General features: G+C 60.9%; 19 protein-coding genes. 11 read left to right on the top strand and 8 right to left on the bottom strand.

The annotated features are described in order from the left end of the window. Positions 1–77 precede the first annotated feature (77 nt). The 4 genes from ACYQ6J_RS03900 to ACYQ6J_RS03885 all read left to right on the top strand — a co-directional run bounded on the left by ACYQ6J_RS03900 (position 78) and on the right by ACYQ6J_RS03885 (position 4,047). Positions 78–806: an SDR family oxidoreductase gene (locus ACYQ6J_RS03900; RefSeq protein ID WP_460182886.1), complete on the top strand. Its 729-nt coding sequence runs from the start codon at positions 78–80 to the stop codon at positions 804–806. A gap of 318 nt (positions 807–1,124) precedes the next feature. Next, the gene (locus ACYQ6J_RS03895; protein ID WP_460182885.1) at positions 1,125–2,003 is read left to right on the top strand and encodes an MlaE family ABC transporter permease; all 879 of its coding nucleotides are present in this window, start codon (positions 1,125–1,127) and stop codon (positions 2,001–2,003) included. A 51-nt stretch (positions 2,004–2,054) separates the two neighbouring features. Further along, positions 2,055–2,921, top strand: coding sequence for an ABC transporter ATP-binding protein (locus tag ACYQ6J_RS03890; protein WP_460182884.1), 867 nt, complete (start codon positions 2,055–2,057; stop codon positions 2,919–2,921). After that, positions 2,914–4,047 carry an MlaD family protein gene (locus ACYQ6J_RS03885; protein ID WP_460182883.1) on the top strand — a complete coding sequence of 378 codons (1,134 nt, stop codon included), beginning with the start codon at positions 2,914–2,916 and terminating at the stop codon, positions 4,045–4,047. Before ACYQ6J_RS03890 ends, ACYQ6J_RS03885 begins: the two co-directional genes overlap by 8 nt. Here the strand turns inward: ACYQ6J_RS03885 and ACYQ6J_RS03880 are convergent. From ACYQ6J_RS03880 to ACYQ6J_RS03850, 7 genes are all read right to left on the bottom strand, one after another. Further along, on the bottom strand, positions 4,027–5,484 hold the full coding sequence (locus ACYQ6J_RS03880) for an FAD-dependent oxidoreductase (RefSeq protein WP_460182882.1): 1,458 nt from the start codon (positions 5,482–5,484) through the stop codon (positions 4,027–4,029). The genes ACYQ6J_RS03885 and ACYQ6J_RS03880 overlap by 21 nt on opposite strands. 320 nt (positions 5,485–5,804) lie before the next feature. Further along, positions 5,805–6,308: a chemotaxis protein CheD gene (locus tag ACYQ6J_RS03875; protein ID WP_460182881.1), complete on the bottom strand. Its 504-nt coding sequence runs from the start codon at positions 6,306–6,308 to the stop codon at positions 5,805–5,807. 102 nt (positions 6,309–6,410) lie between these two features. Next, positions 6,411–7,034 carry a chemotaxis protein gene (locus ACYQ6J_RS03870; protein ID WP_460182880.1) on the bottom strand — a complete coding sequence of 208 codons (624 nt, stop codon included), beginning with the start codon at positions 7,032–7,034 and terminating at the stop codon, positions 6,411–6,413. Positions 7,035–7,125: 91 nt separating this feature from the next. Continuing rightward, positions 7,126–10,161 carry a chemotaxis protein CheA gene (locus ACYQ6J_RS03865; protein ID WP_460182879.1) on the bottom strand — a complete coding sequence of 1,012 codons (3,036 nt, stop codon included), beginning with the start codon at positions 10,159–10,161 and terminating at the stop codon, positions 7,126–7,128. 381 nt (positions 10,162–10,542) lie between these two features. Beyond that, positions 10,543–11,499, bottom strand: a complete 957-nt coding sequence (locus ACYQ6J_RS03860) for a CheR family methyltransferase (protein WP_460182878.1) — start codon at positions 11,497–11,499, stop codon at positions 10,543–10,545. A gap of 385 nt (positions 11,500–11,884) precedes the next feature. After that, positions 11,885–12,391, bottom strand: a complete 507-nt coding sequence (locus ACYQ6J_RS03855; RefSeq protein ID WP_460182877.1) for a chemotaxis protein CheW — start codon at positions 12,389–12,391, stop codon at positions 11,885–11,887. A gap of 179 nt (positions 12,392–12,570) precedes the next feature. Continuing rightward, positions 12,571–12,936 (bottom strand): response regulator, encoded by a 366-nt coding sequence (locus ACYQ6J_RS03850; protein ID WP_460182876.1) that lies wholly within the window; start codon positions 12,934–12,936, stop codon positions 12,571–12,573. 520 nt (positions 12,937–13,456) lie between these two features. On the opposite strand from ACYQ6J_RS03850, the gene ACYQ6J_RS03845 reads away from it, so the two are divergent. From ACYQ6J_RS03845 to ACYQ6J_RS03825, 5 genes are all read left to right on the top strand, one after another. Then, positions 13,457–14,548, top strand: a complete 1,092-nt coding sequence (locus ACYQ6J_RS03845; RefSeq protein ID WP_460182875.1) for an Lpg1974 family pore-forming outer membrane protein — start codon at positions 13,457–13,459, stop codon at positions 14,546–14,548. A 662-nt stretch (positions 14,549–15,210) separates the two neighbouring features. Beyond that, positions 15,211–17,031: an RNA polymerase sigma factor RpoD/SigA gene (locus ACYQ6J_RS03840; protein ID WP_460182874.1), complete on the top strand. Its 1,821-nt coding sequence runs from the start codon at positions 15,211–15,213 to the stop codon at positions 17,029–17,031. A 413-nt stretch (positions 17,032–17,444) separates the two neighbouring features. Then, entirely contained in the window at positions 17,445–18,335 is an 891-nt protein-coding gene (locus tag ACYQ6J_RS03835) for a sugar phosphate isomerase/epimerase family protein (protein WP_460182873.1), read from the top strand. Positions 18,336–18,374: 39 nt separating this feature from the next. After that, positions 18,375–19,433 (top strand): bifunctional heptose 7-phosphate kinase/heptose 1-phosphate adenyltransferase, encoded by a 1,059-nt coding sequence (locus ACYQ6J_RS03830; RefSeq protein WP_460182872.1) that lies wholly within the window; start codon positions 18,375–18,377, stop codon positions 19,431–19,433. Between the two features lie 112 nt (positions 19,434–19,545). After that, positions 19,546–21,969, top strand: a complete 2,424-nt coding sequence (locus ACYQ6J_RS03825) for a sulfatase-like hydrolase/transferase (protein ID WP_460182871.1) — start codon at positions 19,546–19,548, stop codon at positions 21,967–21,969. 26 nt (positions 21,970–21,995) lie between these two features. Here ACYQ6J_RS03825 and ACYQ6J_RS03820 read toward each other — a convergent pair whose 3' ends face one another. Further along, positions 21,996–23,270 carry a toxin-antitoxin system YwqK family antitoxin gene (locus tag ACYQ6J_RS03820; RefSeq protein ID WP_460182870.1) on the bottom strand — a complete coding sequence of 425 codons (1,275 nt, stop codon included), beginning with the start codon at positions 23,268–23,270 and terminating at the stop codon, positions 21,996–21,998. Between the two features lie 436 nt (positions 23,271–23,706). Here ACYQ6J_RS03820 and ACYQ6J_RS03815 point away from each other — a divergent pair, with 436 nt between their 5' ends. Next, positions 23,707–24,735, top strand: coding sequence for an SIS domain-containing protein (locus ACYQ6J_RS03815; RefSeq protein ID WP_460182869.1), 1,029 nt, complete (start codon positions 23,707–23,709; stop codon positions 24,733–24,735). A 96-nt stretch (positions 24,736–24,831) separates the two neighbouring features. Further along, complete coding sequence (locus ACYQ6J_RS03810) at positions 24,832–25,650, top strand: PIG-L deacetylase family protein (protein WP_460182868.1); 819 nt, start codon at positions 24,832–24,834, stop codon at positions 25,648–25,650. Positions 25,651–25,757 lie beyond the last annotated feature (107 nt).

The raw sequence follows: 25,757 nt of genomic DNA, 5'->3' as shown, positions 1-25,757 counted from the left end.
TATTTGCCGGAGGTCGACCGAGCGCTTGCGGTGTTTCGCCCGGCCTCGGAATCAGCCCGGAGAAGGAACCGGCGCCGATGACTCTGAAGGATAAGACGGTGTTGGTGACGGGGGGAGGGAGCGGCATCGGCCTGGCCGTCGCTCGATGTTTGGCCGAACGCGGTGCCCGAGTCGCAATCGTCGGCAGATCGGCGGACAAATTACGACTCGCGGCGTCGACTGTTCCCGATAGGCCCTTGCATCCCTTCCCCTGTGACGTTGCCGACCGCGCCGCCGTGGAGCGGGTGGTCGAGTCCGTCACGCGCCAATTGGGCGGGATTGCGATCTTGGTTCATGCGGCGGGAATCAACGTAGTCCGCCGGGCGATGGCGGAGTTGGCTCCCGAGGATTGGGACCGCGTCCTCGCCGTCAACGCCACAGGGGCGTACAACTGCATTCGGGCGGTTTTGCCCGGCATGCGAGCCAGGCGTGACGGCCTGATCGTCAACATCTCGTCGATCGCCGGCAAGCGGGCGCTGGAGTTGGCGGGAACGGCCTACTGCGCCTCCAAATTTGCCTTGACCGCGCTCAGCTACGCGGTGGGTTTGGAGGAACGCAAGAACGGGATTCGGGTAACGAACATCTGTCCCGGCGAGGTCAATACGCCCATCTTGGAACAGCGTCCAACCCCGGTTCCCGAGGAGCGCCGCGCTGCCATGCTCCAGGGCGAGGATATCGCTCAAGTGGTGGCGACCATCGCGGAACTGCCTCCCCGGGCGCATGTTTGGGAGGTGATCATGACTCCGCTCTATCAGGAATACGCCTGAGCGGGGGGCGCACATCTCAGCCTTGCGCCGTCGATGATCGACCTCCCAGGTTTCAACGCAGACCGAAGGCTTCTCATTGCGATGGTTCTAATCGCGTTGATTCGCTGGATCGTGTGGCAATATCCCGCCCAGATTTCCTTTTCGCGCTATTCGATTATTCCGGTGTGATTGGTTCAAGTCGAACCGCCGGATACGACGAAGAATGACTTGGTAAAGAGTACCCGGCCGGTCCGTGCTGCGCTAATGACGCGCAATCGGAAGGGCTGCACCATTTGCCCGAGGCGACTGGGCCGGGACTTGCCGAGGAAACGATACCCTATGAGTTCGGGAACGGAGGTTAACAAGGATGGTCTGCCGGGGGCGCCCGGTTCCCTTATCAACGACCTCGCCCAATGGGTGGCGGATGTCGGGGATCGCACCATCGATTGGTTGGTCGCCCTGGGGAGCGTCTCGATCTTTGCCGGACGGATGCTGCGTTGGCTCGTCAGCAAGCGCCCGCAGCGCGAGACGATCATTTGGAATTTCTATCATATCGGCGTCTTGAGTCTGCCCGTCGTCGCGATGACCGGCATGTTTATCGGCATGGTCTTGGCCGTTCAAAGTTACGCCCAATTCAAAATGCTGAACCTGGAGACGCGGCTGGGAGCGGTGATCAACATGTCGCTGGTCCGCGAATTGGGGCCGGTCTTGGCCGCTACCATGTTGGCCGGGCGGGTGGGAAGCGCCATGGCCGCCGAATTGGGGACCATGCGGGTGACGGAGCAAATCGACGCCTTGACCGTGATGGGAGCGGACCCCATTCATTATCTGGTGGTCCCGCGGTTTCTGGCTTGCCTCTTCCTGATCCCCGCGCTGACGTTGATGGCCGACTTCATGGGCGTGGTGGGAGGCTACTTCTACAGCGTGCACGTCCTCAATATCGACGCGTACTATTATCTGCAAAACTCGGCGGAATACGTGGGGCTGTTCGATCTGGCGGCGGGGACGGCGAAAACCCTCTTTTTCGGTGCCTCCATCGCCGTAATTGCCTGCCACCACGGGTTTCACTGCGAACCGGGCGCGGAGGGGGTGGGTCGCGCCGCTACCTACGCCTTCGTTCACTCTTTCGTGGCGATTCTCTTGCTTGACCTGATCTTGGGAATCATGTTGGAGGCGATTTACGGCATGCTTTGGTCCACGGCTCCGCGTTTGGTGTAGAAATATCGAGACGGCGGTGACGCTTTTTGACGGGAGAGGGTTTGCTGACGCATGGCGGTGTCCACGGCGGAGGCCACGACGACGTCGGCCGACGGCGATTCGCCCTTGTTGCGAATCGAAGGGTTGCACGTCCGCTTCGGCCGGCAGACGGTGCTGCGCGATATCGACCTGAAAATCCGCCGCGGTGAGACGGTGGCGATCCTCGGCGAGAGCGGTTGCGGAAAGACGGTGCTGCTAAAGACCATCGTGGGTTTGCAGCGGCCCACCGCGGGACGCGTGCTCTTCGACGGTCGGAATCTCCAGGAATTGCCGGCGGCCGAATTGGCCCGGCAGCGGACACGCTTCGGCTTCGTCTTCCAACAGGCCGCCCTGTTCGACAGCATGACGATTGGGGAAAACATCGCTTTTCCGCTGCGGCAACATACCGCCATGAGTCCGCAGCAGATCGCCGACGTCGTCCTAAGGCGTTTGGCAGAAGTGGGATTGCCGGAATCGGTCCTGACGAAAAAGCCGGGGGAGTTGTCGGGCGGCATGCGGAAACGGGTGGGACTGGCCCGGGCCTTGGCCCTGGAACCGGAGGTAATGCTCTACGACGAGCCGACCACCGGCTTGGATCCGATCATGAGTGACGTCATTAACGAATTGATGCTGAGAACAAGGTCGGCGCACTCCGTGACCAGCATTATCGTGACGCACGATATGCGGACCGCCGTCAAGGTGGCGGATCGCGTCGTGATGTTGTATCCCCTGCCGCGCTTGGAACCGGGTGAAGGCCAAATTCTCTATGACGGCCCGCCCGGCGCGATCGAGGAGGCGGCCGACATCCGCGTAATCCAATTCGTTCGGGGGGAGGCGGGCGAACGGCTTATGGAAATGCGGCGCCGACGCAACGCGCAAGGAGAGGCCGACCATGGATGAACGCCTGATGCAGTTTCGGATCGGCGTGATGGTGCTGGCCAGCATCATGATCGCCGCCATTCTGGTCGTCACCTTCGGCGAGTGGCGATGGCCTTTTCCCTCCGAATACACGATCTACATCAAGTTCGCGGAAGCCCCCGGCGTGGCCGAGCGCTCTCCCTTGCGAAAGAGCGGAATCGTGATAGGACGCGTGACGGACGTCAAACTGACTCCGGAGGGCGAGGTCATGGTGACGGCCCGGATCGAACGCCAATACCTGTTGCGACGAAATGAGGTGTGCCGATTGAACCGCGCCATTTTGGGCGACTCGATGCTGGAATTCGCCCTGTCGCCGGACCCGAACGCGCCGACGGATCCCGTCCGCGAAGGCGACGTGATGCAGGGCATCGTTCCTCCGGATCCCGTCGTGGTCTTTACGAACCTCCAAGAGCGTCTCGTCACGGCGATCGACTCGGTAACGAGGACAAGCGACGAATTGGGGCGAACCGTCCGCTCCGTCAGCAACGTGATCGACGACAATCGGCAGGCAGTGGCGGATTTGGTCCGCAATGCCAACGACACGGTTCTCGAGGCCCGATCCACGGTGAAAAACGCCAATGACCTGGTGGGGGATCCGGAACTGAAGGCGCGACTCAAAGAGGCCCTGGACCGCATCCCGAGCTTGGTGGACGATATCCGGGCGACGTTGAACGAAACGAATCAGACCATCGGCGCCGCCCGGGGTAACCTGGAGAATCTGCGAAGTTTTACCGATAGTCTTTCCGAGCGAGGTCCCGTCATCGTTCAGCGACTGGACAGCAGCTTGCAGAAGTTGGATCAGTTGATGGCGGAATTGGAGACTTTCGGCCAAAACCTGAATCAAGAGGACGGCACACTGGGACGGTTGATTCGCGACCCCGAGTTGTACGAAAAACTCGATCGCACGATGGGCAACGTCCAGCAACTGACGCAAGACTTGCGTCCGATCATCAGCGACATGCGGGTATTCAGCGACAAGATCGCGCGGCATCCCGAGGTTCTCGGCGTCCGCGGAGCCTTGGAGCGCAACGCCGGGACCAAGGGCGTGCCGCAAGTTCCGAGCACGGCCGACAGCGAGGGGCGGATTCTACCCGGCCTCTTCCGCTGATCGGGCGAGTTCGCTTCGCAGTTGTGCTGCATCCGGCCAGGCCAGTTCATGGGGAGGGATTCCGCGAGCGGCAGCCAAGGCCGCCGCAGCACCTGCCGCCTCGCCCATCGCCGCGGCGTTTCCGGTAACGCGATAGCTGGAATGTGCCGTGAAATCCCCGCTGATGCAGCGGCCTGCGAAAAGCAGCCCTTGGATATCCGCCGAAAGCAGAGCGCGGAAGGGAATGTCGTAGGGCTGCGCGCGAAAACCTCGGGCTTCGATGGCCTTGTTCTTGGTCGGGTCGGGAGAGTGGATGTCTACCGGAAACGTGACGGTACATACCGCGTCTTCGTGTCGGGTGCCTCGGATCAAATCGGAAGCGGTGACACGATATCGCCCGTAGGGACGACGCCCTTCACGGACGCCGATTTGTTCAGCGGTGGCCGCGATTTCGACGTTGCTCCAAGGGTCTCCCAAGGTTCGCAGGGCGTCGATGATCCGGTGGATTTCCCGCCGGGCGCGGATCGTGGCCGCCGTGACTTGGGCGGCGTCGAACCCGCATACGCCGTACTCGTGATTGGCCATCATGGCGAAGAACCCGTGCCCCAAGCAGAAAAGGGTCGGCGCCTGGTACGAAGGATCGACTCCCCCGCGTCGAATCTCGGCAAGGAACCTAGCCTTCGGGTTCCGCTCACCGAGGGGTTCCGCCAAGCCGCGGACGAACGGGGCCGCCTGCTCGGGATCCAACCCGGTGAGAATCGCCAATAAGCTCATGGGCTGGGCCGGACCGCCGTTTTCTCCGCCGTAATCGAAGCGGCATCCCGCCAATTGCGCCAGGTCGCCGTCGCCGGTGGCATCGATGAAGACCTTGCCTTGCCAGGCCTGTCGACCGGACTTGGATTCGGTGACGACTAGACGCAGTGCCTTGCTCTCATCGACGTCCGCTGCGCAAACGCGCGTGAAGAGTTGCACTTGCACCCCGGATTCCTCGCACATTTCTTCGAGCAGCAGTTTCATGGCCTCGGGGCGATAGGCCAGGGCGGCGCCGGCCCCCTCGGGATAGCGAACGGCGGCTTGCCGCTTCTCCAGTCGCGCGGCGATTTCCCTCATGATGCCCGACTTATTGCGGTAGTCGAGGACCCATGACAGTAACCCGGACGTCCAAACGCCGCCCAGACACCCGTGGACCTCCAGTAGTCGGACGCGGGCGCCGGCGCGGGCGGCGGTGATGGCGGCACTGACCCCCGCCGGACCTGCGCCGCAAACCACGACGTCTGCCGTCTCGACGATGGGAATGTCCCGCGAAGGTTCTCGAAAGAATCCGGGCGGCACCGGCTCATCGCTTTTTGCGGCGAACTCCATCTCACCCGCGGTCGCGCCGCTTCGGATAGCCACGGCGCCGACCAATCCACCGGTCGTCCGGGTTAAGAAATCGCGTCGTGAAGGAGAGTGTTGCATGGGTTTCTCCATCCGAAACGTGCATTGCGGGACGATCGCCGCAGCGAAACACGTTTCAGTTTTGCGGACCGGGGACGACGTTGCAAGCAGCAAACGGATCGGGCTGCCGTATTCGATGATGGAAGGTCCGGTCATCCCCGGAGCTTGACCCGAAGAATCGTCCAATGATTGCAGCATTGGACGAAGAAAGGGAGACGACCCTTCGGTGCAGGCGGCGTTTCGGTGTGCCTCAGCCGACCGGCGATGGAGTCGCATCCCACCGATTCGTTCGGTGCGCGGCGGTCACGACCGAGGCGGTTATGGGATGAGGTTGTTGTGGATTAGATGACGCGAGCTACCTTGCCGGCGATTTCGACGGTCAATCGCCCGCTCGCGAAATCCATCGTGACTTTGCGTCCGCTGGTACCGCCGAGATCTTCCGCGGCGACGGGAATTCCCAGCTTACGGAGTTGGGCCTGGCAGGCCGCGATGTTGTCGTCGCCGATCTGGAGCGGCCCGCCGCCTCGAAACATGCAGGCTCCGCCCGCCAGTTTGGCCGTCAACCCGCTTCGGTTGCAGCCTTTGCCTTCCAACATGCGCACCAAGTGTGGGACGGCGGTGTCGGCGAACTTCCCGGGCGTCTCGGTCTTTCCGTGCGAGTCGGGGAGGACCACATGGGCCATGGCCCCAAGGCTCATGCGGGGGTGCCACAGCACGACCGCGATACACGAGCCGAGGATAGCCGTCAGTTGTGTCTGTCGGTCGCCGGGAAGCGCTTGACCCATTCCCACGGACAGCGTCTTCACTTGCTTTGCATCCGCGGCGACGGTTGCGGAAGTCGACATGAGTTCCACTCCTGAATCTCCGATGGCTCCTTGCGAATTGCGGCCCGAATCTTGGGTTATGGCCGTCAATCGGGACACTGTACCGGCGAGTTGAAAATCGTCTCAGTCGTTTTTCGAAGGTGTGCGAGTCGTTACTCGCTCGAGATTCTGCCGCAAAGAAACGGACGGGAGCAGAAGTACGTGCCAGTTCAAATCTTCATCCCGACGGTGGAATCCCGTTCGGCAAACCAAAACCGTGTCCGACTCCATGGCTTGCGCCATCAGCGCTTGCTGAACGACGCTGGCGCCGTAATCCTGGATGAAATAGGGGGGCGAGGGCACTAGGGGCCGACCCACCAGTTTGGTCAGCGCATTCATGTAGGCGCAGCCCAGGATATTGCCCGTTTCCGTTAGGGCCGACTTCTCCATCTCCGACCACTCGGTGTTGGGATTGCACGGTTCCCGGAGCAAAGTGGCTGCCAATTGCCGACCGTTGATCTCGTCGAAGATCAGTAGGATGACCGTCCCGGAATCGGAAAGCAGGTCCAGTGCGACCATCGTCAAGAGATCGTCGCCCAACTGGAGCACTTCGGTCACGCGATCCAACGGAACCTCCAAGACCTCGTCGAGAGAGAGTTGGATTTCGCCGTTGGTCCATCGGCACATGGCGGTGGAGGCCTCGTGCGTGGCCGCCGCGAAGAGCGGTTCCAGAGCCGCGGCGCGGCTGTTGTTGGTAAGCGTGGTCATGGTCGCTGATCCTTTTGCATCTTAGAAACGTAACGTACGTTGCCCAATTAAGGTTGTTTGTCGAAGCAAGATGTGAACTCGGTGTGCATTCTTATGCGGCGAAATTCCCCGCACCGCGCCGCACCACGGCCTGCATCAGGGCGCCCACGTCCAGAATCAGCGAGACGCGCCCGTTGCCCAGGATGCTGGCGCCGGCGATGCCCGGCACGTTCTGGTAGTTTTCGGCTACCGACTTGATGACGACGTCTTGCTCTCCGATCACGCGATCGACGACCAACCCTAGCTCGTGGTTCTGGTCGCCCAGCACCACCAGCGTCGTCTCCGGGGGGTCGCGCCGGGAATCTCGCCGCGTTCCCGGCCCTTGGAACAATTCCTCGAGTTCGACCAGAGAAATGACGCGCTGACGAATGCGGGCGGTACGCAATCCGTGCACCGTCAGGATGTTTTCCTGCCGGGCGCAGACGATCTCGCGCACGACCTCGATCGGCATGGCGTAGATTTCGGATCCGATTTCCACCAACAAACTCGGCAGGATCGCCAGGGTCAACGGCAGGCGGATGGAAACCTTGGTGCCCACTCCCGGCGTGCTGTCCAACTCGATCACGCCGCTGAGTTCCTCGATCTTGCTTTTGACGATATCCATGCCCATTCCGCGACCGGACACTTCGGTGACCTTTTCCGCGGTGCTTAAGCCCGGCAGAAAGATCATTTGGTAGATCTCTTGCCGGCTCAGTTTTTCCGCGTCGCTTTGGGACACCAGGCCGCGGGCGACCGCCTTTCGAAGAATGCGGTCGGCGTCCAAGCCTTTGCCGTCGTCGATGACTTCGATGATGATCGAATTGCCGCGCTGGTAAGCGTCCAGGGTGATCGTGCCGATCATCGGCTTGCCCGACGCCTTGCGTTGCTCGGGCGGTTCGATTCCGTGGTCCGCACTGTTGCGGACCAGATGGATCAAGGGATCGCCGAGTTCGTCGATCATCCGCTTGTCCAATTCGGTCTTTTCTCCGCGGATGACCAACTGGATGGTCTTGCCGTTGGCCCGCGTGACGTCGCGTACCACGCGTTTGAATCGCTGGAACAAGGGACCGATCGGCACCATGCGAGTCTGCATGACACTCCGCTGGATGTCATCGGTGATGCGATCGAACTGGTGGATGGCCTCCGAGAGTTGATTGACCGCCGTGCGAATCTCCAGCAGCGAGGACAACTCCTCATGCAAGGCTTGCAAATCTTTTTCGATTCGGCGGAGGTGGGTTTCCGCGTCCGCGGTGCCGGCGGCGCGGCGGTTGTCGCGGGCAAGGACGCGCGCCAGCGTGTCCTGAATGCCGCGCAGCAACTGCACGGCCCGCATGTCTCCCGCGCGGGCCTTAAGCTTGTCGCCCAATTCGAAGAACCGTGCCCGACTGATGACCAATTGGCCGGCCAGGTTCATTAGGTCGTCCAACCGCTCGATGTCGACTCTCAGGGTTTCGTTTGTTTTCGTCGCCTCGCTCGGCTTGTTCTTACCACCCGTATCCGGTCGTGGGCTCTTGTCGACCGCGGGCGAGGTGCTCTTTCGAGCGACTTCAGGTGCTGATGGGTTTGCGCCCGACGACGTTGGCGAGAGGGAATCACCGCCGGGTTGCGCGGCGCCTGAGGGGCTTTCGACGGGGACGCCGACGGTGGGAGCGACCGCTGCTTCCATCGGGGTCTTGTCCTCACCCGGAGCAGAGACTTCGCCGAGACCGGAAGCGTTTTCGTCGGTCGAGGGCGAGCCGATGACCGTGAGGGTTACGTCCGTAACGCCGCCCACTCGCACCGCCCGCTCAACGGCCTCCGGTGCCTGATTGGTGACTAGCCCGAACTTGACGAACTCCAGTTTTTCCAGTTGATCCAGGTTGGCGGGATCGGGCTGGAATAGACACACGCCGCCCAAATGGCAAAGCTTTTCGTAGACCAAACGGCCTTTCAATCCGGGTAGCGGCAGATCGGCGTGGAATCGAACGATGCCCGCGACGGCCCGAGCGTCTCCGCTTGCTTCGGCGACCGCTTGCATCCAGTTTTCGTCGATGCCCGGCTTTTGCGGCTCGACCGTTTGCGGAGAGCACGCGGAGTTGCCGCCTTGTCGGCAAGCGATCAATCGGGCGGCGGCCTCGACGAAATCGGGACTTTCCCCGCCGTTGCCGCGGAGGTCGGCGGCGAATGCCCGCAGCGCGTCCGTGCACCGCAAGAGTACGTCGTTGACTTCGGGAAGCAGCGGCTTACCGTTCTCGCGCAGTTCTTGGAGGAGGTCCTCCATGAGGTGGGCGAGCTTGGCCGCGCGTTGGAAGCCCACAGCCGCGGAGGAACCTTTGATGCGATGCGCCGTGCATAGCAGCGATTCCAGGTCTTCCTTACTGCCGCCGCCCTCCACGCGCAGCAGGGTCTCCGTCAGCGTATCGATTCCTTGATTCACTTCGTCCGCCAAAATGGCGACGTACTGCGGATCCACGTCGCCGTCGTCGCGAACATCGGCGAATAGGCGTTCCGCTTGAGCCCGGGCGGATGTTTCGGGAGACGAAGTCGGGATGCTTTTTGAAGTCGCGGTCGGTTCTTCGGCGCCGGGAGGCGGCGAAGCCTGGATGGCCTCCGCGACCGCGGCTTCCGCCCGTTGCAGATCGGCCAGAGCCTTTTCGGCGTCGCTTTGCGAACTCTGCTTTTTCTCGCATCCCGCCCGTCGCAGAAGCCCCGCGATGTCGTGCACTTCGGCGTCCGCGTCGATGGGGATTTCCGGCGGTTCGCGAAGGGCGTCCACCATGGCGGAAAGCCGATCCACCGCGCGGAACATCAGGTCGATCACCTCGCGATCGATCCTCAATTGCCCGTTGCGCGCGGCGTCGAAGACGTTTTCCACCTTGTGCGTCAGTTGATTGATGTCGGTGAGGCCGAGCATCGCCGAGAGCCCCTTCAGGCTGTGGGCCGCTCGGAACATCTCGTTCAAGACTTCGACATCGCAGGTTTGCGATTGCTCAGTCTGCTCTCGGAGCGTTTCGTCGAGGAGCAGGAGATTCTCGTTCAACCGATCGAGGTGTTGGCTCGACTCGTCGAGAAAATCGCCGAGCAAGGCTTCGAACATCTCGTCGCGGGGCAGGGGATCCGTTGCAGCCATGAACAATCCTTTTGCCGAGGAATTCGGTAGGCCTAGTTCGCGGTTGGTTTTCGGTGGGTGGAGTCGCCCAAGCGGGAACACACGCAAAGGGGTCGCCCGCAAAGGCGGCAAGCAAAACGGACGACGTGGAGCCGATCCGTTCTACGGAAACTTAGCTCACGCTCAAACGGCGTGAGAAAAAATTCCGCCGGTCATGCTGTTTCCATGATGGAGCTTGGAAGCGGAACGGCGGCGCGACGTCCCGACGCGGATTTGCCGGCGGGCGAACGCTTTTCTGAAAGCGTGGGCCGAGGCTCGAACGGCTTTGAGACCGGGATGGGCTGCCGGGTCTCGGTCAGATCGTCGGATGGCGGTGAAGAGGAATAGTGAGGTGAAAGCCCATCAACGGGCCAAAGCCGGAGAGATCGGCTTAACGAGGCTCTTCGCCTGGGATTCCGCCGGCCTTTGGTACAGCCAAGGTTGGATGCGTTTCATGTCGGACATCAGATCGCCGACTCCTTCGGCCGCGCCGACGACGAGATAGCCGCCCGGAAGAATCAGGTTCTTGACGTGATTCAGCACGACCCGCTTGGACGGCGGGTCGAAATAGATCAAGACGTTCTTAAGAAACACGAGATGGAACGGTCGCTCGCGAAGCGGTTCCATCAAGTTGTGTTGTCGAAACGTCGTCATGGCCGTAAGCTTGGGCTTCGCGCGCCAAACCTCGGCGTTGGGCAGCTTATCGAAATAACGGGACTTGAAATCGTCGGGTACCAAACGCATAGCGCGTTCGCCGAAGGTCGCGGTGCGGGCTTGTTGCACGGCCCCGACCCCGATATCCGTACCTAGAATCTGCACCCGCCAGCGACTGAGGTCGGGAAAGGTCGCCGCGATACAAAGGGCCGCGGTGAAGGCCTCGTCGCCCGTGCTGCACGCCGCCGACCAGATGCGGAGTTGCTTAATACCATCCGGTTGCGAAGCGGCGACCGCGGGCAGGAATTGATGCCGGAACCAACGCCACTGTCCCTCGTCGCGAAAGAGGAAGGTTTCGTGCGTGGTGATCTCTTGCAAGAAGGCGTCCCATTCCGGATGGTTGTTGGGGAGGGCGGTCAGGTGACGGTAGTACTCGTCGAAGCCGGAAATGCCCGTCTCGCGGAGGCGACGTCCCAAACGGTTCGAGAGCAAGGTCTTTTTCTGCGGAGAAATCTTGATCCCGGTTCGCCGATAGATCAGGTCCGCGTACCGCCGCAACTCCTCGTCCGTAACTTGACGCAAAGGGGCGGGGGCGACGATGGGGGCAACCGGCTTCCAAGTCGAATTGGGTTTCGGCGTCGTAGTCGGTTTCGGCGGCAGGGGCATCTTTTTGATTCTCCAGGAACCATTGTCCGTCGTTTACGCTAGTCCTCGCGTCGGCGTTGCCTTCCCATCCGGTTTATGCCAGCGCGACTGAGAGTAGCGGCGGCCTCCATTGCCTCCATGCTACGGCGGCCCTCCGTTGGGACGCGCAGACCAGCCTATGTCGTCGTGACGAATCCGCTATTCTTGCTGAATAAACCTGGGATGCGGCGGATTCAGGGACCGCTCCGCGCGGCGTCCCATCACCGTGTGGAGTCCGTCCCGCGATGGCTGAGGGCGTCGGCCGCACGGTCGCGACCGCGGGCCGACGCGCTGCTTTGCGTTCATTGCGCGGGAGCCTCTCGTCCCAGGGGCTAAGAAACCGCGGGCGCCGGGGGGCGAACCGCGATTAGAAGTCGCCTAAGGAACCGTCCTGCTCATCCAAAATGCGCTCAATGTCGAGGAGGATCAGCAGGCGTTTGTCCAACTTGACCAGGCCCGTGAGATATTCACGACCCAGGCCGGCGACGGTCGGGGGCGGCGGAGCGATTTGGTCCTTGTTGATACGCAGCACTTCGCTCACGGCATCGACGATGATGCCGATCGTCTTGCCGCGGACGTTCACGACCATGATCCGCGTTTCGTCCGAGGTGTCTTGAGGAGGCAGGCCGAAACGCAGCCGAAGGTCCACAATGGGAATGACGGAACTTCGCAGGTTGATCAAGCCTTTGATATATTCGGGCGTTTGCGGCACCTTGGTGATCTCACCCATCAGGATGATTTCCTGCACCTTGGTGATTTCCACTCCGTATTCCTCTTGCCCCAAACGAAAGCTGACCAATTGCAGCGTTCCGCTGCCTTCGCGATGGGCGAGTTCTTGGACCAGGGCCTCTTGTTCATGAAGGGCAGTGCTCATGGACCTCTCCTTTTCTTGGACGACACGGCCGCCCGGCGAAATTCGTCGGCACTACGGACCGAAATCGGCGGTTACTGAAACATAGGTCATCAAAAACAACTCTGTGTAACGAGGAAACGTAAACCTAAGGCGAAGCTCGAGTCCATTCGCGCCAAGGCTTTCCGAGATCGAACCCGACTTCAACCGCAACCGTGCTTTTCCAGCTTTTCCCGCAGGGTGTCCGCCGTAAACGGTTTGACGAGATAGTCGGAAACCCCCGCCTGGATGGCTTGAAGCACCCGGCTTTTTTCCGCCTCAGTGGTGATCATGATGATCGGCACGTTGGGGTCTTGCGACCGGATGCTCTGAATCACCTCCAGCCCGGATTTGCCCGGCATGTTCCAATCGGTCAGCACCATGTCGAACTTGCCCGGTTGGAAGAGGTTGACGGCCTCGTTGCCGTCGCTCGCTTCCACGGCTTCGGGAACGCCGACCGCTTGAAGCGAGCGGATGATGATTTTGCGCATGGTGCTGGAGTCGTCGGCGACTAAGACGCGAGCGCTCATGGGACCTCCTTTTGAAAAGACGGAACCTTTGCAGTGGGCTGGGAAAAGTCGTGCGATCGAAATCGTGCGCCTTTGCCCGAAAGCCGCTGCCTCTCGAAAAGTTCTCGGCGACAAGCCAAAACGAAAAGTCAGGGCGAAGGACTGCCGAAATCATTGGCCGTCCTTCACCGCCATCTGGGAAAAGCTAGGTCAAACCGAGCGATTGTCAAACGATGGCGGGGCCGATGTTTGGCGATTTGAGCCGGCATGATGGGCATTGTGAGCGAAAAGTAACGGATAGAGCGGTCACGACGCCGGGCGAGTAGACGATTGCAACTGTCGGGCTCTTGGGTCGGTCCTGGATTTGTGCGTAGAAATGGGAGGGATGCGTAAACTCTGCCGATGCTTCGGTATTTCTTGGCTGTCGTCAGTTGTCCGCGGCGATACATCCGATACAAGCGGCAAGTGCGAGCGTGCATCGCGCGGCGTTTGGAAGGTTCATTTCCCAGGAAGGTTCGACTTTTCAAGGATGAGGCGAGGCATGAGAATCAAACTGGTTTCCTGTGTTGTGATTTGGGCCGGTATGGCGGGCCTGGTTTCCGCCCAATGGTCAAATCCGGATTATCAGATGGCTCCGCCTTGGCAGGGCTACGGCGGAGTCGTTCAAACCGGGTTTCAAGAGGGCGCCGCGCCGCAACCGGTTCCTCAGCCGGACGTTTGCCCTCCTGCATGCGACTCCTGTATGCCGCTTTGGCAAGTTTGGGGTGAAGTCCTCTACCTGAAACCCAGCGATGCCGACGTTCCCTGGGCCGTGCCGATCGACGGCGCCATCACCGGCGGCAGCGTTCCCGTGCAAGTGGGACGCGTGGCCAACGCCGACATCGACTACAACATGGGGTTCCGCTTCGGCGTCGGTCGAGCCTTGGACGAATGCTCCAGCGTCGGGGCTTCGTACACCTTCTTCGAGAGCCACACCGACGACGCCATCGAGACCGAGGCGCCGCTCGTGCTGCGGTCTTTGGTGTCGCATCCCGCCACGGCCAGCGCCGCGGCTGATTTTCTCCGAGGTACGGCCAGCAACGACGTCGACTTCCAGTTGATCGACGCGGATTACCGCCACGTCTTTCGGTCCTCGTGCTACGGGTCTTTGAATTGGTTGGTGGGTGCCCGATATGCCCAATTGGAGCAGGATTTCTCGGCGACCTACCAAAATAACGGGACGGAAAACGTCGCGACGGACATTCGGTTTTACGGCGGCGGCATCCGCTTGGGATTGGAAGGCGAACGTCATGCAAAGAATAGCGGTTGGCTGGTGTACGGGCGGAGCGCCGCGAGCTTTGTAGCGGGCGATTTCCGCGCCCGTTACACCCAAAGCCAGACCTTCGACCCCGCCGTGGTCGATGTGTCGTGGCGGACCGGCAAGGTCGTGCCGATTTTGGACTTGGAACTAGGGGTCGGCTGGACCAGCCCCAGCGGTCGATGCTTCTTCAGCGCCGGCTACATGGTCAGCGCATGGTTCAACGCCGTGGACGCGGACACCTTCATTCGCGGCGTACAGGCCAATAACTTCAGTGACCTGAACGATACGATCACCTTCGACGGTCTGGTCGGTCGAGCTGAGATTCGGTTCTGACGCAGTACCACTCTGGGGCTGAACGTCGATCCGATTTTCGCGACGTTCGGCCCGCTACTGGGACTTTCAACTCGCCTCAGCGAATATCCGAGACTCCGACACCTCCACTGAAGGAACCCGTCGCACCCCGCGGGCACGTTGCTCGCGGGGTCGGCGTTTCTTGTCGTCTTTTCCAGTGCTGCCAGTGAGGACTTGACCGCGGCTTGCCCCGTCCGGCTTGTGCCACCGGATTGAGATACCATCGCGACCGAGTGCTTCGTTGAGACTCAGTCCGACGGTTTTTCTCTTTGCCCTAATTGACCCAGTCTAATCAAATTGTTAGCATTTCCCGAAGTTGTCAATTGATCCAGATATTCCGGTTGCTCTGGGTCGAAGGTTGGATTCCGACGGGATTGGAAGGCGAATGTTCGCGGCGGACCGGAGCGGATCGGGCCTCTGCCGATTTGTCGCAGGTTTTCGAGGGCCGACTCTACGGCGAGGAAGGGCAGCATGTTGCCCGGCATGTTTCGTTGTTGAAACATCGCCCCTGGCACACGGGCAATTCTCGAACGGATCTTTTTTTGTAAGTAGCTGTGAAATAAGACTTTAAGATTGTTTCCCCGAAAGGAGGGGAGTCCGGCACAGGATGTGCGTTCCCAGAAACATCAGGCAGCACTTGGCAAATGCAAGCATCTCGAAATCACCGCCTGTTGGGGGACACCACCTTGGCCAAGACGAAAAAAGGCGTCGAATCCGTCCGCAAAACCACCACCGTAGTTCGCGATGGGAATTCCGCCGCATCTTCCAAGCGAAAGAACGGCGGAGTCAAGGTGAACGGCAATGGAGGCACCAACGGTTACGACGGGACATCGTTACTCCCCGTCAAGGGTAAGTCGGCGGCACTGGATGCGACCCTTTCCGAGGAAGACGAAGAGGATCGCGATGCCCTCCTTGCCGGCGACGCTCGCCACGAGGATGACAACGACGATCTCTTGGATTTGGATTCCGATTCGGAGGCTGACGAAGAAGAATCCTCCGCTTTCGATGATGCCGAATTCGATGTGGATCATACGGGGCAGGACGACCGGATCGACGATCCCATTCGCATTTATTTGATGCAAATGGGTGAAATCTCTCTGCTTTCTCGAGACGAGGAACGGGAGGCGGCCCGCGACATCGAACGCGCGCGACGTCGTTTTCGCTACGCCATGCTGGCGACCGACTTCGTATTGAATGCCGCAGTCGAACTGCTGCGAAAAGTTCGCGACGGCAAACTCCGTTTGGATCGCACGGTGGACGTCTCCGTGACGAACCTCCGGGGCAAGCGCCGTATCATGCGGCTTTTGGAGCCGAATTTGACCACGCTCCGCGCCATTCAGAAGAAGAATCGCGCCGACTTCCTGGTGATGATGAATCGGCGATTGCCGACGGACGTGCGCCGGGCCGCGCGCGAACGCTTGGTCCGCCGCCGTTATCGCGCCGTGCGGCTGATCGAGGAGTTGGACCTGCGGACGCAAAAGCTGCAACCCCTGCTGGATCGTCTCAACCGCATTTCCGCCCGAATGGACCATATCGGGCGAGAATTGAACGCCTTGAAAGACGGTCGCTCCACGCCCTATGCCCAGGAGTTGCGGCGAGAGCTTCGCTACTTGATGCGCATGACGTTGGAAAGTCCGACCACGCTGCGGAACCTCCTCTACGCCGTGCGAAAATATGCGGAGGAATACGACGCGGCCAAGCGACGGCTTTCGGCGGGCAATCTCCGCCTGGTGGTCTCGATCGCCAAACGGTACCGCAATCGCGGCATGAGCTTCTTGGATTTGATTCAGGAAGGGAATACGGGGCTGATGCGGGCGGTGGATAAGTTCGAGTATGCCCGCGGCTTCAAGTTTTCCACCTACGCCACCTGGTGGATTCGGCAAGCGATCACGCGAGCGGTGGCCGATCAAAGCCGGACCATCCGCATGCCGGTGCACATGATCGACGTGTGCGGTCGCATCCAGTCTGCCGCCCGGCGCTTGACCCAGCAGACGGGCGTCGCGCCCACGCTGGACGCCACGGCGGAAGCCATGGGAATGAACCCGGATGACGTTCGCGGCATTATGCAAATCAGCCGCCAACCTTTGTCGCTCGATCAACCGGTGGGAGAACACGACGACAGTTATTTGGGCGACTTCTTGGCCGACTACCGCGAAGATGATCCGCTGTACGAGATGAACATGGACCTGCTCAAGCGGTCGGTAAGTGAAGCCTTGGCCGACCTGTCCTATCGCGAAAGGGAAATCATCCGCTTGCGTTACGGTCTGGCGGACGGATACGCCTACACGCTGGAAGAAGTAGGGAAAATCTTCAAGATCACGCGCGAACGGGTGCGTCAAATCGAAGCCAAGGCCATCCGCAAGTTGCGGCATCCGGTGCGCTCTCGCAAATTGGCGGGCTTCGTGGATGCCTTGGTGGCCCGCGGACAGAGCACGCCGGACGCCCATCTCGACGCGGAACTCTAAAGTCGCGACCAAAGCCGACAGCGCTTCCGCCGCGCGGCAACCGGGTAAGGCGAGTCGTCCGCTGAGCGACCTTCTCGGCGAAAAACTTTCTTCTCCTAAGCCCGGTTCACCCGCACGGTGCCGCTGCGCTCCCTCATGACCCAACTACGCCGAAGCGATGCCCGATTCCGGGACTTCGGCGGCGGTGCGATTGCCGCTGTAGCGGTGCGATCCCCTTCGCCGGGCGCTTGTGTCGTCGCCCATGCCGGTTAAACTGGTAATCGGCACGATTGGCGACGGCACGACGGCGCCTTTTTCGTTGCGCGGCGACCGCGGCGCGGACGGGGCTTTGCGCCTCTTGGCAAGACGCGGAACCATCGCTTGGTTTCGGTAAGCAAGTTCGTTCTCTGAGAAATCCATCGCAGGAACGCTGTATGAACAATCGCTATTCACGCCGCAGCTTCTTAGTGACCACGGGGCTTGCTTCGTGTGCGGTCTGGACCGCCGGGCGCGCAGCCTGGGGGGCGCCGGGGGAAAGAATGCGTTTGGGGCTGGTCACCTACCTGTGGGGGCGAGACTGGGACCTGCCGACCCTGATAGCCAATTGCGAGAGGTCGGGCATGGAAGGCGTGGAATTGCGGACGCAGCACGCGCACAAGGTCGAGCCGAACCTGTCGGCCGATGAGCGGGCCGAGGTCCGCAAGCGATTCGCGGATAGTTCCGTGGTGCTGGTCGGGTTGGGAACCAATCAAGACTATCATCACCCTGATCAAGCTGTTTTGCGAAAGTCCATCGAGGACACGAAAGCCTTCATCAAGCTCAGTCACGACGTGGGCGGATTGGGCATCAAGGTCAAACCCAACGATCTACCCAAGAACGTGCCGCCCGAAAAGACGATTGCGCAAATCGGCGAGGCGCTGAATGAGGTGGCGGCCTTCGGTGCGGACTACGGGCAGAAGATCCGGTTGGAGGTCCACGGCGGATGCGCTCGGTTGCCGATCATGAAGCAGATTATGGACGTGGCCACCCATCCGAACGTCGGCGTCTGTTGGAACTCGAACGCCGAAGATTTGCAGGGCGAAGGGTTGGAGTACAATTTCAACCTGGTCAAGAATCGCTTGGCGGATACGGTCCATGTTCGGGAATTGAATCTGGGCGATTACCCCTATCAAGAGTTGATGAATCTTTTCGTGGGCATGGACTACGCGGGGTGGATTCTGCTGGAATGCCGTACGGATCCCCCGGATCGCGTCGCCGCATTGAAGGAACAGCGAGAGGTTTGGCGGCGGATGATTGCGGCGGCCCAGGCCAAGGTAGGAACCTGAGGTCCTTTCCGGCACGGTCGGTGACTTGTGGACAAGACCATGCGGCGATTCGGCGGTTTCGACGAGGCCCGTTTGCGGGAATGGTTGGATCGGTTTCCCAGCCTTCGCATCGGCGTGCTGGGCGATTTTTTCCTAGATAAGTACCTGGATATCGATCCGGCCTTGCAGGAAACCAGCCTGGAGACGGGAAAGCCGGCCCATCAAGTGATCCGAGTCCGGCATAGTCCGGGTGCGGCGGGCACCGTTGTCTGCAATTTGTCGGCCCTGGGAGTGGGCGCGATCGAAGCGGTGGGATTCACGGGGGACGACGGTGAGGCCTACGATCTTCGGAAAGACTTGACCGCCTTGCGATGCTCCACGCGGCATCTGCATGTCGTTCCGGATCGCATGACGCCGACGTACACCAAGCCTCGCGACGCCGGGGATCCCGCGCTCGAAGGCGAGCATTCGCGGTACGATCATAAGAATCGCGATCCGTTGCCGGAGGAGGTCTTGCGGCGGATCGCCCAATCCGTGGATTATCTGCTTCCCACCCTCGATGCGTTGATCGTCTTGGATCAAGTCGAGGAAGAGGATTGCGGCGTCGTCACCGCTGCGATGCGGCAGTTTTTGACGGAACGGGCGGCGATCTGGCCGAGCGTGGTTTTTTGGGCCGATAGTCGCCGCCGCATTCGCCGATTTCGCGGTCTGATCGCCAAGTGCAATCAGCACGAATTGCTTGGGGCTTCCTCGTCAACGAACGCGGCGGAACCCTGTTGGGACGCGCTGTTGCCGGCGCTGCGTGATTTGCGGGAGGCCAACGAGGCGCCGGTCGTCGTCACTTTGGGGGCCGCCGGTATGTTGGTCAGCGATCCCGAGCCGATTTGGGTCCCGGGCGTGCCGGTGACGGGGCCTGTGGATCCAACCGGTGCGGGCGACAGCGCCAGCGCCGCGGCGGTTGCCGCCTTGGCCTGCGGAGCGTCGCTGCCGGAGGCCGCGCTGTTGGGAAATCTGGCAGCCTCGATCACCGTCCAGCAATTGGCAACGACGGGAACGGCGAGGCCGGAGGAACTCGAGCCGAGGCTCAAGCTTTGGCTCGAGTCGCAGGCGAAAGCATGAGCGGCGCCCGCCCGCGTTTTTGAAATACAAGAAGGAGACACCGATGCGATCCGCCGCCAACCTCTCGCCGGAGAAACCTCGTCACGCACGAAGAATCGCAAAGGAGTGCGGATTGCATCGAATCGCGCTGCTGGGTTGTATGTCCGTTCCGCTGGTTAGCGGGCTTGTGGCGATTGGAATAGTGTTGGGCACCTCCGGGTCTTGCCGTGGGGAGGAACCTCCGCCCAATGTCCTGCTAATTCTGACGGACGACCAAGGTTGGGGCGACCTCGGTTGCTTTGGTGCCAAGGATTTGGACACGCCGAATCTCGATCGGCTTGCCGCGGGCGGGATGCGGATGACCAATTTCTACGCAAACTGCCCGGTTTGCTCTCCCACCCGCGCCGCGCTCTTGACGGGCAGGTATCCCGAAAGCGTCGGCGTGCCGGGCGTTATCCGCACGCATCCGCGCAACTCGTGGGGTAGTTTGAATCCCAACGCGAAGTTGTTGCCGGCAATTCTGGCCGAGCGCGGGTACGCTACCGCGATCGTTGGGAAATGGCATCTGGGGTTGGCTCCCGGCGACGATCCCAACTCGCGAGGTTTCGAATTCTTTCACGGCTTTTTGGGCGACATGATGGACGATTATTGGACCCATCGTCGCCACGGCCTGAACTACATGCGGCAAGATCAACGGGTCATCGATCCCGCCGGGCACGCGAGCGATTTGTTCAGTGATTGGGCCTGCGACTACTTGCGGACCTGGGCGGCGCGCGAGCAATCGCCGTCCGGCAGGCCGTTCTTTTTGTATCTGGCCTACAACGCCCCCCATGTGCCGATACAGCCCCCCACGGAAGCCCTCGCGGCGTATCGGCACCGCCACCCCGACGCCTCGGCCGAGCGTGCCGGTTTGGCGGCCTTGATCGAACACATGGACGCCGGTATCGGCCGGGTGTTGAATACGCTCCGGGAACTGGGGTTGGAGGAGAAAACGCTGGTTCTCTTCTCGAGCGACAACGGCGGACAACTCAACGTGGGGGCCAGTAACGGACCGTACCGTGATGGCAAAGGAACGGTGTACGAGGGTGGGATTCGCGTACCCATGATCGCCCGACTACCCGGCAGGATATCGGCCGGGACCCAGAGTGACGCCGTAGCCCTGACGATGGATCTCTTCACGACGGTCCTGGATGCGGCGGGGATACCTAAACCGCCGGAGGCGGACGGCGTCAGCCTGATGCCGATTTTGACGGGTAACGCCAAGGAGACGCCCGAGCGGGACCTGTTTTGGGTGCGACTGGAGCAGGGACGCTGGATTTGGGCGGCGCGCCGTGGGAATTGGAAACTGGTTCGGCCTTTACCGCCCAAGGATCGCCCGGCCCGAGACGAATTGTACGACTTGGCCGCCGACCCGAGGGAAACGACGGATTTGAGCGACCGGCGACCCGAGGAATTGCGCCTGATGCAGGAGTTGCTGGAGCGGCATATCGCGGCGTCGCGCGATGTGCCGTGGAAGCCCGGCGAACGCCCGATCCCCGATGCCGCCGTCCTCTTTCGCTCCGGACAGGGCGGTTATCACACCTACCGCATTCCGGCCTTGGCGGTTGGAGCCAAGGGCACATTGCTGGCCTTCTGCGAGGGCCGAAAGACCAGCGCCCGAGACGACGGCGATATCGACCTCTTGCTCCGCCGATCGGAAGACGGGGGAAGAACTTGGAGCGAACCGACGCTCGTTTACGAGGAGGGCGGGGACGCGCCGATCACGATCGGGAATCCTTGCCCGGTGCTGGACGCTCGGACCGGTACCCTTTGGCTGGCGTTTTGTCGCAACAACGATCGCGTCTTCGTGATCTCCACGCAAGACGACGGTTTGACCTGGAGCGCGCCGCGCGAAATCACGGCGGACGTGAAGGAGAAAGACTGGGACTGGTACGCCACGGGACCGGGCCACGGCATCCAATTACGGTTCGGGCCGCACGCGGGCCGATTAGTGTTTCCGTGCGATCACCGGGTGCGGGACGGGGATGGAAGCTGGCAACGTCGCGGACGCTCTCATGTGATCTTCAGTGACGACGGGGGCGCGACCTTTGAGCGCGGTGAGCCGACGGATTGGGGCATGAACGAGTGTCAAGCGGTGGAACTAAAGGACGGTCGCTTGCTCTTGGACATGCGCAACTACTTGGGCAAGAATTGTCGCGCCTTTGCTGTCAGCGAGGACGCCGGCCGAACCTGGTCGCAGCCCGTGTGGAATGAAACGGTCTATTGCCCGGTCTGCCAGGCCGCCATCATCGGTTTTACCGAGCAACCGCAGGTCCTTCTGCACAGCGGGCCGGGAGGACCGGGACGGGCAGGCATGACGTTGCGAGTCAGCTACGATCAAGGGAAAACCTGGCCCTACGCTCGCACGATTTCACAGGCCCCCGCAGCGTACAGCGACCTGGCGGTCCTGGAGGATGGGACCATTTGCCTGATCTTCGAAACGGGCGAGGCCCATCCCTATCAGCGGATCGACTTCGTGCGTCTGATTTTGAGCGACTTGGAACCCGCCGGAGAATGAATTCGACGGGAACCAGCGGAGACTGCTCATACGTCTTCTTGAAGCAGCACCAGCGTTTTTTGAATCACGACCAAAACCGTCTCTCGAAACTCCAACGTCAGCACCTCCGTGTTGTCGAGCAAAGTCCGAAGGGCTTCGTTCATATTCCGCATGGACGCCCGCGCCATCTCGCTTCGGGCTTGGGCGGCGATGCCGCCGTAAATGACGGAACCTGCGGTGCCCGCGGTGGCGTTTTCCAAGACCGTAGCGTGAAAGGACTTTTGGGCGGCTGAAAGCTGCTCGTAGCGATTCAGGATTCTTTGACGGGCCGCCACGCTGTAGGATGCCGCGAGCAATCGTTTGATCGCCTGGTCGATCTTGCGATAGATCTGCACGACGACTTGTTTGATCGGAGGCTCGGCATCTCGAATCAAATGCTCGGCCCAGTTGGTCGTGCGTTGGCAGCGGCGCAAGACTTCCATCTTGTCCGACGGTATGTCCGCGACGGCGATGAGTTGCGGTTCGTCTCCGGACCACTCCACCAACCATTCGCCCTGCGGAATGTCGGCTTGGTAGAAGGCGGCATAAGTCGGGCGTCCCTCTTCCAGCACGATGAAGACGCCGTGCTTGCGATTATTCTTGTACTCGCCGTAGAATCGTAGGCCTTCCAAACCTTCGGGATCGTAGACCAGGAATCGTCCGGATCGAAAGCCCTTTTCATACTCCCCGAAGAAAAGCGGATTGCCGTTCTTCGGATGCAACAGCCAAAGAGGTCCGTGGAGATATCCGCGGAAGAAGGATGCAGCCAAAATCGGCGCGTCGGGTTGATCCGATTCCGGATCGGCGAAGACGAACACCAGCGGTTGGGTGGCAACCATTGGTCTGCCGCTAAGCCCGGCTTGCACGAACTTGAGAGTGGTATCGACGCGGGCGACCAGGGCGTCGATGGAAACACTGGGAACCACGCTCTGGGGACGAACGAGGATTTCCTGCTCCTTCAGGGGGAGGGTGAAGGACGTAAACTCGATTCGCATGGACGTGATGCGGATCCAACTCGCTTCCGGGCCGACCGGTTGGCCCGGGTACTGGGACACGGGAACGACCGGCAATCGCGGCCTGCCGTAACCGGGATAGCCGGACGCCCCGAACTCCAAGCAGCGTCCGTTGACTCCGATCGCGGCGGCAAGAACGGAAGCGCCCGCCTTGATCAAGAGGTTGAGAGCGCGTGCGATCCCCGCTCGCCGGGTTTGGACGTGTCGTCGCGAGGCGATTCCGAGGATGCCGCCTGCGTGATCGATCGACTCCGGATTGGAAATACTCATGCTCGGGCCCTCTTCAGTGATGACTGCCTGTGCGTGAACTCACGCCGCATGCGATGGATGCAAGGGCGGTTTCCCGTTTGTTTACTCTTACGAGTCTATCGACCCCGGTTGGACAGTCGCGGTCCAATCACGCGGAGGAGGGGATGTGCTCATTGGTAGGCCGACAGCACGGGGCAAAAAGCCCGCCTTTGTACTGCGAATAGGTCGTTGCCGACTCGCCGTCGCCGGTTGGGCGGTTGGGACCGCATGTCCATGCGGTTTCCGGCGGCGTGTTGTTGGAGGATGAACGGTCCTTTATACTCAGTACGAGTTCAAGGTTGCCGACGAGAAAGAGGGCGGCGGAGAATGCTTGCGGGACGACTGTGGCCGGTAACACCGTCCGGACCGGACGCCGCTGAGCCTGCCTGAGGGGGGACGATCATTCCAGGAGGAAGCGATGAACCTACGTGATCCGCGATACGGAGATTTCGCTCTGGTGCGGGAGATGTTGGAGACGCCGGATGGGATCCGCCGGTTCGATCCGACTGCGGCGCAGGAGGCCGCGGTGGAGGTGCATGCGACGCGGCGGTTGTTGTTGACCGGAGAGGGGTCCAGCCGAATTTTCCCGGCCAAGAACGCAATTTATGAGAACCTCAAGCTGGGCTGTCCGTGGCAGATCGTGACGGAAGGGGCACGCCAAGCCCAAGAGTACGAACTGAGCCGTTTTGCGGTCTTTGGGGCCAGCAATAGCGGACGCACCAAAGAGGTCATCGCTCTTTTCTCGCAGTTGGCGGAGGAAGGCCACGAGCGGCGGTTCGGATTGACGGCCCACCGCGGAGTGAAGCTGGAAGAAGTCTCGGTGCGTTGCTATTACCTGACGTGCGGTTCGGAAGAAGCGGTGGCCGCTACGAAAAGCGTTGTCGAGCAGGCGCTGTTCTACCGCGCGATGTTGGCGGAGACCGAAACGGATTCTCCCTTCTTGAGTCCAAGTCAAAAGGAATCGGCGGCCGAGGCGGCGCGGTCCGTTCTGGAGATGCCTCTCGATGGTAAGTTGATCGAACGCCTGGCGTCGGCCCCGCTCATTTACTTTGCCGGTCGCAATACCGGAGTGGCGGAGGAACTGACGCTCAAAACCAACGAAATCACGCACAAAAAGAGCGATTATCTCGAAGGCACGTACGCCGTGCATGGAATCGAGGAGGTCATGCGACCGGACGAGGTCGTTGTGCTGATCGATCCCTTTCCGTCGGAAATAGAGAAGTTCCGAGAGGTGCTGGCGGAGGGGGTAGGCATGACGGTCCTTGCGGTTTCGGCCGAGGAGACGCCTTTCCCCACCATTCGCATCCCTCAGGTGGACGGTTACGACACCGTGTTACAACTCCTGGCCGGGTGGAATCTTCTGGTCGAAGTCGGCGTGGCGTTGGGGATCAATCTGGATAAGGCCGAGAGGGCGCGTAAAATCGGCAACGCCTTTCCCGGTTCTTGACGCGCGGCTTTCGGGGAGTGGGCTTGCTCGAGAGTCCAAGCGGCGAGGAATCGAGGGGGGCTGTCGTACGGCGGTTTTCGAAAAAGGCGGTCTTTTATGGCTGGCGGCATCATCTATGGCAGGCGAACACCGGAAGGGCCTCGCCACAGCGGTGAAATAGCGGACGCGTTTTCATCGTGGAATGCGGAGCACGAAACTTGGCTCTTCATTTCACCGCATGACGATGATGTCGTCATTGGCGCCGGGATTACGCTTCAGGCCGCTTTGGCCGAGGGCGTGGCGGCGCACGTCGTCATAACGACCGACGGACGGATGGGTTACTGCCGCTTGCCGCAGCGCCGTACCATTACCCGCATTCGCGCGGATGAATCTCGCGAGGCCTATCGAACCCTCGGCCTGCCTTTGGAGCAATTGGAATTCTTGGGCTTTCCCGATTGCAACTTGAATCCCTACCGCGGTCGTCATTTCACTACGATCGGCGACCCGACGGAGATGGAGGGGGCCAGCGGCTTGCAAAACGCGTTTCCGTATATCATTCGGCGTCTCCGGCCTACCCGGGTGTTCCTGCCGACTCCCACCGACCTGCACCCGGACCATCGCATCGTCTACGAAGAGGCGTTGATCAGTCTTTTCCATGCCCAGGGAAACATCTGGCCGGAACTCGGCCAACCCATCGCCCAAGTGCCGCAAGTTTACGAATACGCCACTTATTGCGATTTCGCCTCGCCGCCGCAGATACGTATTGTGGCGCCGCCCGATTTCTTGGACCGCAAGTTAAGCGCCATTCGCGCCTTTTCCAGTCAAGAGCAGATCGAGGTCTTGGTGGAGGTTCAACGTCGCACCGGTCCCGTCGAGTACATTCGGGAGGTGGCGTTCAACTTCTACTCGCCCGAAAAGTACGCGGACCTTTTTTGATACGAACCGGTCTTTGGAAATCGCCGCAGCGGTCCGGCTAAACCGGGGGGACCGTCGAGCATGCGGTTGGATCGTTGAGGATGCGTCCGGCAACCCGATGTCGGGGT

It is taken from the genome of Thermopirellula anaerolimosa, assembly GCF_054657335.1.
The sequence above is the reverse complement of the archived record's forward strand: the minus strand, read 5'-3'. Positions and strand labels throughout refer to the sequence as shown.

Excerpts from the sequence above, each read along its gene's own strand:
- ACYQ6J_RS03900 (WP_460182886.1), top strand. The coding sequence starts at position 78 with ATGACTCTGAAGGATAAGACGGTGTTGGTGACGGGGGGAGGGAGCGGC.
- ACYQ6J_RS03895 (WP_460182885.1), top strand. The coding sequence starts at position 1,125 with ATGAGTTCGGGAACGGAGGTTAACAAGGATGGTCTGCCGGGGGCGCCC.
- ACYQ6J_RS03890 (WP_460182884.1), top strand. The coding sequence starts at position 2,055 with ATGGCGGTGTCCACGGCGGAGGCCACGACGACGTCGGCCGACGGCGAT.
- ACYQ6J_RS03885 (WP_460182883.1), top strand. The coding sequence starts at position 2,914 with ATGGATGAACGCCTGATGCAGTTTCGGATCGGCGTGATGGTGCTGGCC.
- ACYQ6J_RS03880 (WP_460182882.1), bottom strand. The coding sequence starts at position 5,484 with ATGCAACACTCTCCTTCACGACGCGATTTCTTAACCCGGACGACCGGT.
- ACYQ6J_RS03875 (WP_460182881.1), bottom strand. The coding sequence starts at position 6,308 with ATGTCGACTTCCGCAACCGTCGCCGCGGATGCAAAGCAAGTGAAGACG.
- ACYQ6J_RS03870 (WP_460182880.1), bottom strand. The coding sequence starts at position 7,034 with ATGACCACGCTTACCAACAACAGCCGCGCCGCGGCTCTGGAACCGCTC.
- ACYQ6J_RS03865 (WP_460182879.1), bottom strand. The coding sequence starts at position 10,161 with ATGGCTGCAACGGATCCCCTGCCCCGCGACGAGATGTTCGAAGCCTTG.
- ACYQ6J_RS03860 (WP_460182878.1), bottom strand. The coding sequence starts at position 11,499 with ATGCCCCTGCCGCCGAAACCGACTACGACGCCGAAACCCAATTCGACT.
- ACYQ6J_RS03855 (WP_460182877.1), bottom strand. The coding sequence starts at position 12,391 with ATGAGCACTGCCCTTCATGAACAAGAGGCCCTGGTCCAAGAACTCGCC.
- ACYQ6J_RS03850 (WP_460182876.1), bottom strand. The coding sequence starts at position 12,936 with ATGAGCGCTCGCGTCTTAGTCGCCGACGACTCCAGCACCATGCGCAAA.
- ACYQ6J_RS03845 (WP_460182875.1), top strand. The coding sequence starts at position 13,457 with ATGAGAATCAAACTGGTTTCCTGTGTTGTGATTTGGGCCGGTATGGCG.
- ACYQ6J_RS03840 (WP_460182874.1), top strand. The coding sequence starts at position 15,211 with ATGCAAGCATCTCGAAATCACCGCCTGTTGGGGGACACCACCTTGGCC.
- ACYQ6J_RS03835 (WP_460182873.1), top strand. The coding sequence starts at position 17,445 with ATGAACAATCGCTATTCACGCCGCAGCTTCTTAGTGACCACGGGGCTT.
- ACYQ6J_RS03830 (WP_460182872.1), top strand. The coding sequence starts at position 18,375 with ATGCGGCGATTCGGCGGTTTCGACGAGGCCCGTTTGCGGGAATGGTTG.
- ACYQ6J_RS03820 (WP_460182870.1), bottom strand. The coding sequence starts at position 23,270 with ATGAGTATTTCCAATCCGGAGTCGATCGATCACGCAGGCGGCATCCTC.
- ACYQ6J_RS03815 (WP_460182869.1), top strand. The coding sequence starts at position 23,707 with ATGAACCTACGTGATCCGCGATACGGAGATTTCGCTCTGGTGCGGGAG.
- ACYQ6J_RS03810 (WP_460182868.1), top strand. The coding sequence starts at position 24,832 with ATGGCTGGCGGCATCATCTATGGCAGGCGAACACCGGAAGGGCCTCGC.